Annotated in this window: 16 protein-coding genes and 1 pseudogene; 4 read left to right on the forward strand and 13 right to left on the reverse strand. The window is 54.4% G+C overall.

Annotated features, from left to right (window positions below; genetic code table 11):
* Positions 1-48: 48 nt before the first annotated feature.
* The 4 genes from AB8996_RS04880 to AB8996_RS04895 are packed head-to-tail and all read right to left on the reverse strand — an operon-like array spanning position 49 to position 3358.
* Complete coding sequence (locus tag AB8996_RS04880; RefSeq protein WP_369297853.1) at positions 49-813, reverse strand: hypothetical protein; 765 nt, start codon at positions 811-813, stop codon at positions 49-51.
* 21 nt (positions 814-834) lie between these two features.
* Positions 835-1020, reverse strand: coding sequence for a FeoB-associated Cys-rich membrane protein (locus AB8996_RS04885; protein WP_369297854.1), 186 nt, complete (start codon positions 1018-1020; stop codon positions 835-837).
* Positions 1021-1050: 30 nt separating this feature from the next.
* On the reverse strand, positions 1051-3129 hold the full coding sequence (gene feoB, locus AB8996_RS04890) for a ferrous iron transport protein B (RefSeq protein WP_369297855.1): 2079 nt from the start codon (positions 3127-3129) through the stop codon (positions 1051-1053).
* Complete coding sequence (locus AB8996_RS04895) at positions 3116-3358, reverse strand: ferrous iron transport protein A (protein WP_369297856.1); 243 nt, start codon at positions 3356-3358, stop codon at positions 3116-3118. The genes feoB and AB8996_RS04895 overlap by 14 nt, the downstream gene beginning before the upstream one ends.
* A gap of 208 nt (positions 3359-3566) precedes the next feature.
* Here AB8996_RS04895 and AB8996_RS04900 point away from each other — a divergent pair, with 208 nt between their 5' ends.
* Positions 3567-4760, forward strand: a complete 1194-nt coding sequence (locus AB8996_RS04900) for a murein hydrolase activator EnvC (RefSeq protein ID WP_369297857.1) — start codon at positions 3567-3569, stop codon at positions 4758-4760.
* An 86-nt stretch (positions 4761-4846) separates the two neighbouring features.
* Here the strand turns inward: AB8996_RS04900 and AB8996_RS04905 are convergent, their stop codons facing one another.
* The 5 genes from AB8996_RS04905 to AB8996_RS04925 all read right to left on the reverse strand — a co-directional run bounded on the left by AB8996_RS04905 (position 4847) and on the right by AB8996_RS04925 (position 8360).
* A complete protein-coding gene (locus AB8996_RS04905) occupies positions 4847-5917 on the reverse strand; it encodes an FAD-binding protein (protein ID WP_369297858.1) in 1071 nt (356 codons plus the stop codon).
* A 48-nt stretch (positions 5918-5965) separates the two neighbouring features.
* Positions 5966-6877: a sugar phosphate isomerase/epimerase family protein gene (locus tag AB8996_RS04910; protein ID WP_369297859.1), complete on the reverse strand. Its 912-nt coding sequence runs from the start codon at positions 6875-6877 to the stop codon at positions 5966-5968.
* Positions 6878-6970: 93 nt separating this feature from the next.
* Entirely contained in the window at positions 6971-7444 is a 474-nt protein-coding gene (locus AB8996_RS04915; protein WP_369297860.1) for a GNAT family N-acetyltransferase, read from the reverse strand.
* A gap of 25 nt (positions 7445-7469) precedes the next feature.
* Positions 7470-7952 carry an N-acetyltransferase family protein gene (locus AB8996_RS04920; RefSeq protein WP_369297861.1) on the reverse strand — a complete coding sequence of 161 codons (483 nt, stop codon included), beginning with the start codon at positions 7950-7952 and terminating at the stop codon, positions 7470-7472.
* A 72-nt stretch (positions 7953-8024) separates the two neighbouring features.
* Complete coding sequence (locus AB8996_RS04925; protein WP_369297862.1) at positions 8025-8360, reverse strand: winged helix-turn-helix transcriptional regulator; 336 nt, start codon at positions 8358-8360, stop codon at positions 8025-8027.
* A 323-nt stretch (positions 8361-8683) separates the two neighbouring features.
* Between AB8996_RS04925 and AB8996_RS04930 the strand changes: the two genes are divergently transcribed.
* The 3 genes from AB8996_RS04930 (at position 8684) to AB8996_RS04940 (ending at position 11222) form a co-directional block, all read left to right on the forward strand.
* The gene (locus AB8996_RS04930; protein WP_369297863.1) at positions 8684-9481 is read left to right on the forward strand and encodes a hypothetical protein; all 798 of its coding nucleotides are present in this window, start codon (positions 8684-8686) and stop codon (positions 9479-9481) included.
* 147 nt (positions 9482-9628) lie between these two features.
* Positions 9629-10423, forward strand: coding sequence for a protein-ADP-ribose hydrolase (locus tag AB8996_RS04935; RefSeq protein WP_369297864.1), 795 nt, complete (start codon positions 9629-9631; stop codon positions 10421-10423).
* A complete protein-coding gene (locus AB8996_RS04940) occupies positions 10353-11222 on the forward strand; it encodes an NAD-dependent deacetylase (RefSeq protein ID WP_369297865.1) in 870 nt (289 codons plus the stop codon). Before AB8996_RS04935 ends, AB8996_RS04940 begins: the two co-directional genes overlap by 71 nt.
* 86 nt (positions 11223-11308) lie before the next feature.
* On the opposite strand, the gene rd is transcribed toward AB8996_RS04940, so the two are convergent.
* From rd to AB8996_RS04960, 4 genes and pseudogenes are all read right to left on the reverse strand, one after another.
* Positions 11309-11467, reverse strand: coding sequence for a rubredoxin (rd, locus tag AB8996_RS04945; protein WP_369297866.1), 159 nt, complete (start codon positions 11465-11467; stop codon positions 11309-11311).
* 83 nt (positions 11468-11550) lie between these two features.
* Positions 11551-12207, reverse strand: coding sequence for a V-type ATP synthase subunit D (locus AB8996_RS04950; RefSeq protein WP_369297867.1), 657 nt, complete (start codon positions 12205-12207; stop codon positions 11551-11553).
* Positions 12208-12213: 6 nt separating this feature from the next.
* On the reverse strand, positions 12214-13587 hold the full coding sequence (locus AB8996_RS04955) for a V-type ATP synthase subunit B (protein ID WP_369297868.1): 1374 nt from the start codon (positions 13585-13587) through the stop codon (positions 12214-12216).
* Positions 13587-14520: pseudogene (locus AB8996_RS04960) on the reverse strand (V-type ATP synthase subunit A); the annotation flags it as partial. The gene AB8996_RS04955 and the pseudogene AB8996_RS04960, both read right to left, overlap by 1 nt.

A 14520-nucleotide genomic window follows, 5' to 3' on the forward strand; every position in this document is an offset into this window, starting at 1 on the left:
GATTTTCTCCTTTCCTTTTTGATGGGGTCAATTCCTGCAGTGGAAAAGCTAGAATGGCAGATACGTCAGGCAAAGCCCGCCCACCAGCAGGCTGGCGGCATTGGCAAGCAATGCGCAGCAGGCGGCGCGCTTTTTGGAATGCTCTTTCAAAAGGGCGGAAAAAGCGATCACCTCCAGGAGAAAAACGACGGCTTCTCCCATGGCGTAGAAGAACAGAAGCAAGGCGATGTATCCATCAGCGGAAGACGCTTCGGCAAACAGCAGGTTCAGACCGATCTGGGTGATGAGATTGACAATGGCAAAAACCAGCCAGCTTCGCTTTGCCCGATAGCCGAACAGGAAAAACACAAGCCCTTCTATGAGCAGCGTCAATGCTATTCGCAAAGCGATCAGCAGAGGCGTGCGAAGGGGAGAGGTCCCACAGGTCAGCGTTTTGTCCTTCAGGTCCAACGTTACCATGCCGTTATAGGTGCGGTTCAGTTCTTTCGGCAGGGGACAGAGGAAGCTTTCCCCGCCTGTTTGAACCAGCAGCCTGACGTCCTGCAGATTTTCCGCGGTGGAGCTATACGTATAAGCGAAACGGTAATAGCTTTCCCAGCCGTGGTTGTCGCTGCTTCCCTGATTGCGAAGATAAAGGGATTCATAAGCAGAGCCGTCCTTATATTGCAGAGAAAGCTCCAGGTCCTCCGGCGCGTTTGAGACCACCACGGTAAAGCAGGGTGGTTCCGCTGAATTGGCAGAGACGCTGACAGGAAGCAGACCTACCAGCAGGGCGAACAGGCAGCAAAGAAAGGGCTTCATTCCTTGTTTCATAAGTTTTCTCCGAGGACAGGCTCAAGGGGTCTTCTTTCCATTCGTCTTTTTATCACAGCCGCAGCAGCCGGAACAGCAATTGCTGGAACAGCTGCCGCCGCAGCAGGTTTTCCCATTCTTTTTATCCTTCCAGAGCTTTCGTACAGCAAGAAAAACCACGAACACGATCACTGCGCCGACAAGGATCGTGGAAAGCATACCCGGCATAAAAAGCTCCTTCCTGTAAGCTGGAACAGCTTACACAAATAAAAGTCCGATATGGTACACCGCAAAGGTCACAAGCCACGCCACTGCGATCTGGAACACGGCGACAAACCCTGTCCAGCCCCAGCTTTCCGTTTCTTTTTTGATGGTCGCCAGCGTGGCGGCACAGGGCACATAGAGCAGGGAGAAGGTCATCAGCGCGTAGGCGTTCAGCGCGCCGAAACCCATAGCGCCAAGGTTTGTGAGCATGGCGGACATTCCCGCGGCGGAATTGATGTTGGAAATACCGAACAGCACCGCGCAGCTGGATACCACCACTTCCTTGGCGGAAATGCCTGCGATCAGCGCCACCACGATCTGCCAGAAGCCCAGCCCGATGGGGGCAAAGAAGGGGACGATCCAGCGTCCGACCATGGAGCCGAAGGTCTGCGACATATCCTCCGAGAAGCCGTTGGGACCGAAATTCAGCAGGAACCACATGAGAATGGAAGCAATGAAGATGGTGGTGCCCGCTTTTGTGAGATAATCCTTGACCTTTTCCCACACATAGATGAAAATGGTGCGGGCGCTGGGCGCTTTGTATTCCGGCAGCTCGATGAGCAGGGAATTTTCCTTTGCGTGCTTCCTGTCAAACAGGTGGATCAAAAACGCGCAGAGGATCGCCACCAGCAGCCCCAGCAGATACATGGAATATGCCGCCAGCATGGCGTGATTTGGGAAAAACAGCTCAGAGAACAGCACATAAATGGGCAGGCGGGCACTGCAGGACATAAAGGGGGTGATGAGCATGGTCTTGTAGCGGTCCCGCTTGTTTTCCAGCGCCCGGGACGCCATGATGGCAGGCACAGTACAGCCAAAGCCCAGCACCATGGGGATAAACGACCGCCCGGAAAGCCCCAGCTTGCCCATGATACCGTCCATCACATAGGCGACTCGCGCCATGTAGCCGCTGTCTTCCAGAAATGCCAATGCCAAAAACAAAATCAAAATATTGGGCAGAAAGGTGAGTATCCCGCCGACCCCGGCAATGATGCCGTCCACCAGCAGGGAAATCAGCAGGGGAGAGACGTTTATCGCTTCCAGCCCTGCCCGCACGCCGCCGGAGAACAGGTCCAGCCCGGCTTCAAAATACCCTTTCAGCCAGTCGCCGATGGTAAAGGTGAGGAAGAACACCAGCGCCATGATGAGCAGGAAAACAGGCAGCCCCAGCCATTTGTGGGTCAAGATATCGTCCGCCCGGTCCGTAATGGCTGCCTTTTTTTCCTTGTTTACCAGCACTTCCTGAATGATCTCGTCAATGAAGTCGTACTTCTGGTTGATAATTTCCTTTTCATAGCTTTTGTCCAGTACGCCGGGACATTCCACCGGGTAGCTGGCAGTAATTTCCTTATCGTGCTCCAACAGCTTCAGCGCGTGCCAGCGATAATTTGTCAGCTCCGGGTATTTTTCCTGAAGCAGGGGAATCAGCACATCGATTTTGTCCTCGATCTCATCGCTGTACACCATGGCGTATTCCTTGTGGTGCTGGTGCTTGTGGTGGGTCTGCTCCGTGTGTGCGCCGCCGGCGCGGCGTTTTTCGTCATGATGGTGGATCAGGGGCAGGTCGCTGCCGCTGTTTTGATGGTGGGCGGCGGCATGCATCAGAATGTCCAGCCCCGTTTTCCGCCGGGCGGACACGGGGATCACCGGGATCCCCAGCATTTCCGGTAAACGGTGCAGGTCGATCTCCATGCCTCTTTTCTCCACAATATCCATCATATTCAAGGCAAGGATAACAGGTTTCCCCAGTTCGATCAGCTGCAGGGTCAGGTAGAGGTTCCGCTCCAGCGCGGAAGCGTCCGCCACGTCGATAATGACGTCAACCTCGTCGCTGAGAATGTATTGCCGCGTGACCTGCTCCTCCATGGTATAGGAGGTCAGGCTGTAGGTGCCGGGCAGGTCCACCAGACGGTATTCGTGGTCGTGGAAGCGGAAACTGCCTTCCTTTTTTTCCACGGTCACGCCCGGCCAGTTGGCAACCTTCAAATTTGCCCCGGTATAGGCGTTGAACAGCGTGGTTTTCCCGCAGTTCGGGTTGCCCACAAATCCGATGGAAAGCTCATGCGATGCCATGAGAGACCGCTCCTTCCTCAACTGTGATATGGGTGGAAATGCCGTAGCCCATGGCAAACCGCGTGCCCCGCACCTTTACGATCATCGCGCCCCGGCGCTTCTTCCGCAGTACAAAAATTTCAGAGCCCTCGATCAGCCCCAGCGATTCCAGCCGCCGTTCCAGATTTACCGGCAGCGACAGGCTCTGCACCCGGTAGCTGGCTCCGGCGTCTGCTTCCTGTAATTTCATAGTGAACCGTTCCCCCTTCGGTAAATTGTAAAATGGTCGGAATGCTCCGCCACGTTTTCTCCATGGAAAATGGTATTGCAGGATACCAAAAATGTCAAGGCGTTTCGTCTTTTTTCCCGGAAAAAACTTGCTTTTCTTTTCCGGGCGTGCTACAATGTTTACAAACTTGTTACCTTTTGGAAAAATTTCCAAAACGGGAGGGATCTCCATGAAATCTATCGGAAAAAAGCGGTTGAGGGTCCTGGTTGCCGTGCTGGCGCTCTGTGTGGCTTTCCCCGGTCATGCGCTGGCGGAAAGCGTGGACGAGGTCCGGGAAAAGCAGGAAGCCCTGCGGCAGGAGAATGAGGCGCTGGAAGCCCGGCTGGAAACGCTGAAGGACGACGAAGAAAAGGCGCTGGAATACCAGGCGACGCTGGAAGAAAAGATCGGCGTGCTGGAGAAGAAGATCGACACTGCCAGGGAATCCATTCGGGTGATGGACGGGGAGATCAGCGTACTGGAAAAGAAGCTGGAAGCGTCCAGGGCGGAATACCAGGCGACCATCGACCTGTTTGCCAAGCGTATCAATTCTCTCTATAAATCCGGCTCTATCAGCACGCTGGAGATCCTGCTCAGCTCCAACAGCTTTACGGATTTCACCATGAAAGCCGAACTGCTTTCCTGTGTGACCAGGCACGACCAGCAGCTTCTGGACAAGATAGAGGAGTACCTAGAAAAGACAAAAGAGGATAGGGAAGAGCTGCAGGCTATGCGGGCGGAAGAGACACAGGTCAAAAAGGAGCTGGAATCCTCCCAGGAAGAGCTGAAAGTCCTTTATACGGAGAACCAGGCTTTGATAGACCGATTGGAGAGTGACCAGACCAATGCCCGGAACAAGCTTGCCGCCAATAAAGAGGAAGACGAGGAACTGGAAGCCACCCTGCAGGAGCTGATCCGTCAGGAGAACGCTTCCTCCGGGCTTGCCCCGGGCGGGATCATGGTGGATCCCCCGTCTCCCGGAATGCACGATGGTTTTTCTCCCATCTGGCCCCTGCCCGGCGTTGGGGTGGATCATGTGATCGGAAATTTTGGAGATATTTACGATTTTGACGACGGTCCCCATATGGGCACGGATATCTGGGCGGATTATGGAGAGCCCATTGTAGCGGCACAGGCAGGAAAGGTACTTTCTGCGGATTTTCACTATTCCTGGGGCAATAACGTGCTCGTCTGGCATAACGGCACCTTCGCCACCCGGTACGCCCATTGCAGCTCTCTGGCGGTATCCCCCGGAGAATACGTGGAGCAGGGGCAGATCATCGGTTACGTAGGCTCTACAGGCTTTTCCACAGGCAATCACCTTCATTTTGAAGTTTACTATGAGGGCAGCCGCGTTGCCCCGGAGCCCTATCTCGGCATATGACCGTCACAACATATCTATGAAAAAACTCCTCCGGCAAGTCGGGGGAGTTTTTGCTATACGTATTTTATAGATCCTGAAACGAAACATTATTTTTGTCCCGCGGGCGTCTCCCACAGGCGAATGGACTGCAAGCCGCTTTTCATGATAAGCTCCCGCACAAAGGGAGTATACATGAACCACCGCTTTATCATTTTCAGGGTCAACTTGCCGCGCAGCCCTGCCGTTTTCCGGCGATAGCACCGGGCAACGTCTTCCGGGGCGCCGTTTTTGAGAAAAGCTTCCGCCAGCATACTGCCGCTCAAAATAGCGCTGCTGATCCCCTCAAAGGAGCTGGGGCTGATAAAGCCCGCCGCTTCTCCCACAAGGTATACGCCGCCTTTTCCCGTCTGGAAATCCCGGGGGCGTTTGGGGCGCAGCGCAAGGCAGGCTTCCGTTTTTACGCATTGGCTGAAATCAAAATGGAAGGTCTGCTCCAGCCGCCTCTTTTGTTCTTCAAAAGCGGCGCGGCACCCCTTGGGCGGGAAGCAGCCGCCGTAGATAAAGCTGCCGTCCTTGCAGATGGACCAGGAACAGCTTTCGCTGGTCTTCTCATCAAAGATACAGGAATAGAAGGGCTCGTCGGTCTCGCTGTTCTGGTACCATTGCTGGATCGCCACATAGCGGGAAACATCGTCCCGGAAAAAAGTCTTTCTCGTCAGGGAATTTGCGCCCTCCGCCCCTACAAGCTGCCGGGCAGACAGCGCCTGCCGCTTACCATTGGAAGAAACCGTCAGGCAGAAGCTCTCCTGGCTCCGGGCAAGCTTCAGGCACCGCCCGGAAAGGACGTCCACGCTTTCCGGCACCAGCGAAAGCAGCCATTTGTCAAAGGCGTAGCGGTCGATATTCAAATAGTGCCGGGAGTAGTACCGGGTCAGCCCGCGCTGGGCGTCCATGGTCTTGACGGAGAAAATCTGCGGGTCCACCAGTACGCTTTTGGGCAGCACCAGGTCAAAATGAGCCAGCGCCTTTTGCGCGTCCGGCGCTAACAGCCCGCCGCACGGCTTTTTATTTCCCGGTCCCTGCCCGTCCAGCAGCAATATCTTTTTGCCGCTGTTCCCAAGGAGCCGTGCCAGAGTAGCGCCGGCAGGACCAGCCCCGATGATCGCAATATCGTACATAGCTTCCCCTCACTCCGTGCCTTTCTCCCCGTGAAAGATACCGCTTTTTCAGTCCAGGATCATCAAGTCCCGAATGTACTTGATGGTGTACTTCAGCCCTTTTTCTCCCTTATCGCCCAGCCATGTGGCAGAATGGGGCTCAATGGACAGGTACCCGTCATAACCATGCTGATACAGCGCGGCAAAGAACCCTCTCCAGTTGATGGAATCAATTCCGGCAGGGGGGTTGTCGTACCAGTTTCCCTTGCCGTAAAGAGCGGAAAAACTGGGGTCGTCCTTTAATTCAGGGTGCTTTTCCGCCACCTCGCGCAGCTGCCAGTGCAGGGGTTCTCTGGAATCCCCCAACTGGATCACGCCCTTGATGTGGCAGTATTTGAAGCGGTCGCCCCACTGAATGGCTTCTTCCATATAAGCGCCGTGTTCGCCGCCATGGACAAAGCTGTGGGAGGGGTCGTATTTAATGCCCAGCCCCGGCACCTCGTCCAGCACCAGCTTCCACTGCTCCGGGGTGCGAATGTAGTTGTCGCCCATGCAGCAATTGACGATGGCGCATTCCATGTTCCGCTCCTTCGCGTAGGCGACGATCTGGTTCAGCACCCTGATGGCGGCGGTGATGTTCTTGTAATAGGTCAGCTCCTTGACGTAGGCGACGCTGCACAGGTAATACTTTGCGCCCAGATACGCGCCAAAGTCGATGACCGCCTTGACTTCCTCCCATTCTTCGGGTATCACTTCGCCGTTCTGGTCCAGAATGGCGCTTGCCCAGCGCCCCACAGCGCCAACTTCCACGCCGGTTTCCTTGCTGGCGGCGAGGATAGCGTCCTGCTCCGCGGCGATCTCCGCCATGGGTCTGCCGAAAAAGGCAGCGGGGTTGCAGTCAAACTCCACAAAGTCCAGCCCCAGCGACTTTGCGTACTTCAGGCTTTCTGCCTTAGGCGGCTGAATGATTCCAAGCTTCATAGATAACGTTCCTTTCTGGATTGATTTTTTTATGTTGTTCCGCCCGGCTGGCGTTTTGTCGCAGCGGGCGGCGGTCTGCCATACAAGACTTGATTATAGAAGCTCCTCCATTTGATGGAAGGTGTCCACCATGCCAAATTTTTGATACAGGGCAATGGCGTCCCGGTTGAAATCCCACACCATCAGGGTCAGTTTAGCGGCTTGGTGTTCCTGCGCCCGCCGTTTTGCCTCTTCCAAAAGCGCCGTCGCAATGCCCTGGCGCCGAAACGCTGGCGCGGTGTACAGATGCTCGATATGGGCGACCCTTGCGGGGCGGATCGGATATTCCGGGATATCCGGGTTTTCCTTGATATTAAGCTGACAGAAGCCTGTCAGCTCGCCGTCTTTTTCCACGCCGAAAAACAGGCAGTTCGGGTCCTGCAGCTCCTCCGCATACGCTTCCATGGAAGGAACGGCAAGGGTCTCCTTGAAAATATGGGGGATCGCCCGGTGGTGGGACAGGTGCAGCTCCGTAAGGAAATTTGTAAGGACGTCGTAGTCCTCTATAGTCAAATCGCGAATTTTCATTTTTCATTCCCTCATAGTAAATGGGTTACAATTTTTTCTCCATGTTTATCATGGCAGGGGTAAAGCCCAGCTTCCGATACAGCCCCAGCGCGTCCTCGTTAAACGACCACACCATCAGCGAAAGATGGGAAACACCCCTTTCCCGTGCAAGCCGTTCCGCTTCCCGGTAGAGCAGAGTGGCAATGCCCTTTCTGCGAAAGGCAGGGGAAACGTACAGATCGTCAATGTGCCCGCTTTGCCGGGGCAGCAGGGGAAAGAGGGGGTCGTCCGGGATACTTTTCCAGATCAGAACGCACATTCCCGCAGGCGTTCCATCTTCCTCCGCCAGAAACATACAGCGGTCTTCTTTTTCCAGATCATGACAGAACACATCTTCCGGCGGCAGCCCGGCTTCCGGGCGGAAAATTTCCGGCATGGCTTCCGCGTGAAGCCGGTGCAGGTCCCGGTAGAACGCGGCAAATGTGCCGTAATCCTCCGGCGTCATACTGCGAATGGAAATTTTACTCATGCGCACCCCTCCGTTTCTTTTTCATTTTAGCATAGCTTGTCAAAGCCTGCAATGGGAACTTCCCGGCAGCTCCTATTTCAGCGAAGCCTTATATCCCTCGCCCCAGCTCCGCATGGCGTCAAGAATAGGGCGCAGGCTCTGTCCCAGCTCTGTTAAAGTGTACTCCACTCTGGGCGGCACCTCGGCATATACTGTGCGGGTCAATAAGCCGCTTTCTTCCATTGCCCGAAGCTGTGTGGTCAATACCTTTTGGGAGATATTGCCGACAGATTTTTTCAATTCCCCAAAGCGTTTCGTGCCCGGAAGCAGGTCGCGCAAGATCAGGGCCTTCCATTTATCGCCAATTAAAGTCAATGTCGTTTCCACAGGACAGGCGGGCAATTCCCTGATTGCTTTTTGTTCGCTCATATTGGTGACCTCCATGTAATAGTTTCCTTTTGAAACTTTATATCCAATTATATCATTGGGGTCTATTTGAATCAAGATTCCTCTCCAAAACAGGAAACAAAAAATTTTTGGAAAAAATTATTTCTTCCTCGTATCGGCTCGAAAAGCCGGAAATCACGCATTTGTTTCTTCCCGGTAACTGTGCAATAGTATCCTTTCGGTAACTACGCCACAAAAAAGTGCTTACTTTACACTTGGAACTGCCGGCTGTATCATATAGGCAAGAGCTACGGAGAGCGGCCGCTGCAAGGCTCGGAATAAAATTATTTCAGGAGGCTATCGCTATGAACAAGAACGCTTTTACAACTGTAAATCTCAAAAAGGGCGAAATGAACATTTATGACTTTGGCGGCGTCAAGCTGCACGCATACAAGACCAACGATTTCATCGACGATGAGGTTTTCATCATTGAGAAAAACGGCAGAGCCGTTATCATCGAGTCCCCCTGCTTCTTTGACAACAATGAAGAGCTCGCGAAATATCTGAAGGATATCGGGGCTGAGGTCGATGGAATGCTTATCGCCTACCATGGCGCGGGCGCTGCCTTCCTGCCGGAAGCCCGGAAATACGCAACGAAAAACGCAGTTGACTATTCCGAAAACGGTGGCGGAAAGGCGCTGGTGGATAATTTCAAAAATATGTTCGGGGAAATTTTCGACAGCTCCATTCACAAGATCACCGATGTCATCGAGGAGGGAAAGGTAACGATCGGCGGAATTGATTTTGAGATCAAGCAGACCGCGGAAGCCTTTGATATCGCGATCCCTGAGATCAACGCCGTTTACACCCATATGCTGGGTCATGACTGCCATTCCATCGTTGCCGGCGCGGCACATGCAGACGGTATCGTGGCAGAGCTGAAAGGGTATATTGCCAAAGGCTATGATTTGATTTTGACCTCTCACTACACGCCGGAAGACCTGAAAGACGCCCAAACAAAAATCGACTATCTTGAAAACCTGAAAAAGATAGCGGCAGGCTGTGCGGACGCCGACAGCTTTAAGGCGGAAGTGCAAAAACAGTACCCCGCGTACAGCGGACAGAACTATCTGGATATGACGGCGGGATTTTTCTACGCCTGACAGAATTGCGGGACTGTCACAAGGATAGCCCCGTTTCTTCTTACCCGGAAGTGGCGGTATTGATATCATGGATAGCGGCAAAAGGAAAAGGGTCGCGGCAGATGTTTGGCAATTCGCCCGGAAACAATGTGCGGAGAGGAGAAGAAGATGACGCAAAACGAAAGAAGAAAATATTTGATAAAGGCTTTGCTGGAAGAACAGCCCCATTATTCCAGCATGGAAATTCCCGCTGACGAGCGGGAACAGAAAATCCTGCTTCGCGCGCTGTTCAATCTCCGTATGCCGAACCCCGCAGGCGATGAGTTTTTAGCCGTGCAGGACGCCTATTTACGGGAAGAAACACGGCAAAAGGGGATCACAGACCTGACAGATTTGGAGCCGCTGCAAGATGGGCTGTATCTTTGGCGCGGAGATATTACCACACTTCGCTGCGACGCTATCGTAAACGCCGCCAACAGTCAAATGCTCGGCTGCTTCTGCCCGAATCACGGCTGCATTGACAACGCAATTCATACCTACGCGGGGGTGCAGCTCCGTTTGGCTTGCGCCGAGCTTATGAGACAGCAGGGCTGCGAAGAGGAAACGGGAAAGGCAAAGCTCACGCCTGCCTTTAATCTGCCCAGCCGGTATGTGCTGCACACAGTGGGTCCGATAGTTTATGGGCATTTGACCCGGCGGGACTGTGAGCAGCTTGCGTCCTGCTACCGTTCCTGTCTGGAATTGGCGGAGCAGAACAAGTTAAGAAGTATTGCGTTTTGCTGCATTTCCACAGGGAAATTTCACTTTCCAAATGAGAAAGCGGCGGAGATCGCCGTCCAGACCGTAAGGGACTACAGGAAACAGGCGCACAGTGAAATAGAGGTGATTTTCAATGTCTTTCGGGAAACCGACTACAATATCTATCGAAAGCTGCTCCAAACAGATCGGCAGGCTGAAAAATGAAATAGAAAAAGCGGACGCCGTTTTGATCGGCGCAGGGGCGGGAATGTCCACCTCGGCGGGATTTGCCTATGACGGCGAGCGGTTTGAACGGAATTTTGCCGATTTCCGCAGAAAATACGGATTTACCGATATGTATTCCGGGGGCTTCTATCCATATGATTCCCTGGAGGAATACTGGGCATGGTGGTCACGGCATATTCTGCTGAACCGTTACGACGTGCCTGCGGGAGAGCCCTATACCGCGCTGCTGCGGCTGGTAAAGGAAAAGGACTACTTTGTGCTGACGACCAATGTGGACCATCAATTTCAACTTGCAGGCTTTGATAAGCAGCGATTATTCTATACACAGGGCGATTACGGTCTGTGGCAATGCTCCAAGCCCTGCCACAGGAAAACCTATGACAATGAAGAAGCAGTGCGGCTGATGGCGGCGGAGCAAAAGGATCTGAAGATACCATCGGAGCTGGTTCCCAAATGCCCTGTGTGCGGCGCTCCCATGACGATGAACCTGCGGTGCGACGATTCCTTTGTGCAGGACGAAGGGTGGTATGCGGCGGCAAGCCGTTATGAAGATTTTGTACGGCGGCACAGCGCTGGGCACATACTGTTCTTAGAGCTTGGCGTGGGCGCGAACACCCCTGTAATTATCAAATATCCGTTTTGGAACATGACAGCGCAGAATGAGAAAGCGGTTTACGCCTGCATCAACAAAGGGGAGGCGGTATGCCCGAAAGAAATCGCCGGGCGGTCAATTTGTATCAACGAGGATATCTCTGCGGTATTGAGGGCGTTGGAGTAGAGGAATATTTTTGAAGAAATAGTTTGCTCATAAAAAAGGTCCGGATCATGCGATCCGGACCTTTCCCGTGATATTCTTCCAGAGAATTATTCCTTGGAGAACTGCTCCTTCGGAACGCCGCAGATGGGGCAGACCCAGCTGTCGGGCAGGTCCTCGAACTTTGTGCCGGGGGCGATCCCGTTATCGGGGTCGCCGACCTCGGGGTCATAGCGATAGCCGCAAATGTCGCAAACGTAAACTTCCATTTTGTATTGCCTCCTGTAAAAATATTTGTATTGCTTAGAATAACCGAATTTCACCCGGATATTGCGGGCGTTCGGGGATTCCCTTAGATCGTTTCGTACCCGTGGGCTTCCGCCAGCATCATGTCCTTGACCTTCATCAGCCGTATCTGCGTAGAGCGCTCGTTTTCGTCCAGCTTCATGGTGATATATTTGATATTTGCCTGCAGGTCGGGGATCATCACGTGCTCCAGCGCGTTAACTCTCCGGCGGGTCTTTTCAATTTCCGCCGCCATCAGCTGGCAGGATTTTTCGCATTCCGCCAGTTTCAGCATATCGGGGAAAATGTCCGCCAAGGACTTGATCGCGTCGTCCAGATCGCTGGAGGTAAAGGCAAAGCCATAGGAAAACATATCGTTTTCATCGGGAGAACGGGTCTGGAAGGTGAATTTGGGAATTTCCACGCTCATCACGTTTTCCACGCCGCTTTCCAGGCTGACCTTCTGCTTGGGGGCGAGCATGGCGGTGTTCAGCACCTCATTCTGCATTCCGGCGCGGGCAAGAAGAAAGTTTTTGTTTGCCGCTTCGATACCGGCTTCCACCTTTTCCCGCAGCGCTTTGTTTTCCCGCACCTTTTCCAGAAACTGCCGCATCAGCTCGTCGCGCTTATCCTTGAGAAGCTTGTGCCCTTTGGTCGCTGTGACCAGCTTCTTTTTCAGCCGGGTCAGCTCCATACGGGTAGGATTTACCTGTGTGCCAGCCAAAGGTCATCACACCTTTCCGTAATACTGGTCTAAGAACTTGTCGTTGATACGCTTCAGCTCGCTTCTGGGCAGGATAGACAGCAGCTTCCAGCCCAGGTCCAGCGTTTCCTCAATATCCCGGTTGGTGTTGTAGCCCTGGGAGACGTATTCGTTTTCAAAGGCATCGGCAAACCTGGCGTACAGCTTGTCGATATCCGTCAGGGCGGCTTCACCCAGAACTACCATCAACTCCTTGGCTTCCTTGCCGCGGGCATAGGCGGCGAACAGCTGGTTCATGGTGCTGGCGTGGTCGGCTCTCGTCTTGCCTTCTCCAATGCCCTTGTCCTTCAAACGGGACAGGGAGGGAAGCACGTCGATAGGGGGAGAAACGTTTTTCCGATACAGCTCGCGGCTCAGAATGATCTGCCCCTCGGTGATATAGCCGGTCAGGTCGGGAATGGGGTGGGTCTTGTCGTCCTCCGGCATGGACAGAATGGGGATCAGGGTGATGGAGCCGGTCTTGCCCTTCTGCCGTCCGGCTCTCTCGTACAGAGAAGCCAGGTCGGTGTACATATAGCCGGGATAGCCGCGGCGACCGGGCACTTCTTTCCGGGCGGCGGACACCTCGCGCAAAGCGTCGGCGTAGTTCGTGATATCCGTCAAAATGACCAGCACGTGGTAATTTTTCTCAAATGCCAGGTATTCCGCGGCGGTCAGAGCCATTCTGGGGGTGGCGATACGTTCTACCGCGGGGTCGTTTGCCAGGTTCACAAACATCACGGTGCGGTCGATGGCGCCGGTTTCCTGAAAGCTCTGAATGAAATAGTTGGATTCCTCAAAGGTGATACCCATGGCGGCAAAGACCACCACAAAGGGGTCGTTCGTGCCGCGCACCTTTGCCTGTCTTGCGATCTGCGCCGCCAGCTGGGCATGGGGCAGACCGCTGGCGGAGAAGATGGGCAGCTTCTGCCCGCGCACCAGGGTGTTCAAGCCATCAATGGCGGACACGCCGGTCTGGATAAATTCCTGGGGATAGTTCCTGGCGGCAGGGTTCATGGGAAGACCGTTGATGTCGTCCCTGCGGTCAGGCAGGATCTCGGGACCCCCGTCGATGGGACGCCCCAGGCCGTCGAACACGCGCCCCAGCATATCCTCGCTGACGCCCAGCTCCATGCTGCGCCCCAGAAAGCGGACCTTGGAATTGGAAAGGTTGATGCCGGTGGAGTTTTCAAACAACTGCACCAGCGCGTTGCCCTCGTTGATTTCCAGAACCTTGCAGCGGCGCTTTTCGCCGTTCCACAGCTCGATTTCCGCCAGCTCGTCATAGGAGACGTTTTCCACGTCCCGCACCAGCATCAAAGGACCGGCAACTTCCTGAATCGTTCTGTATTCCTTTGGCATTAGAAGTCCTCCTTTGTCTGCTTCGCTTCGTCAAGCTCCTTGTCCAGCTGAGCGGAAACCTCGTTGTAGGTTTCCTTTACCTTGTCGGGCTGGGTGTACTTAAAGCGACCGATCTGCTCTCTGACAGGCAGGGCGATGAGCTTTTCGATATCCACGCCGCCGTTGAGCGCGGCAAGGGATTTTTCATAGTATTCCACAATCAGCCGCAGCATATCGAACTGCTTTTCCAGAGAGGTGTAAGTGTCCACCTCGTCAAAAGCGTTCTGGTGGAGGAAGTCCTCGCGAATGGAGCGGGAAGCTTCCAGCTTCAGGCGGTCGGGGGCGCTCAGTGCGTCCATGCCCACCAGCTGTACGATCTCGTCCAGCTCCGCCTCGTCCTGCAGCAACCGCATGATCTGCGTCCGCAGCGTGACCCATTCGGGAGAAACATGGGCGACAAACCATGGCTCCATGGTGTCCAGATACAGGGAATAGCTGGTCAGCCAGTTGATGGCGGGGAAGTGGCGCTTGTACGCCAGGGAGGAATCAAGGCTCCAGAACACCTTTACAATGCGCAGTGTCGCCTGAGCCACTGGCTCGGAAATGTCGCCGCCGGCAGGGGACACAGCGCCGATAACGGACAAAGCGCCCTCCCTGCTGCCGCTGCCCAGTGTGGACACGCGCCCGGCGCGCTCGTAGAACTGGGCCAGGCGGCTGGCGAGGTAGGCGGGGTAGCCTTCTTCGACGGGCATCTCCTCAAGGCGGCCCGACATCTCACGCAGGGCCTCGGCCCAGCGGGAGGTGGAGTCCGCGAGGACGGCCACGTCATAGCCCATGTCGCGGAAGTACTCGGCGATGGTGATGCCCGTGTAGATGGAGGCCTCACGGGCCGCGACAGATCGGAAGAGCGTCGTGTAGGGAAAGAGTGTAGATCTCGGTGGTCGGCGTATCATT

This window comes from uncultured Neglectibacter sp. (assembly GCA_937958185.1).
Taxonomy (GTDB): Bacteria; Bacillota; Clostridia; order Oscillospirales; family Acutalibacteraceae; genus Acutalibacter.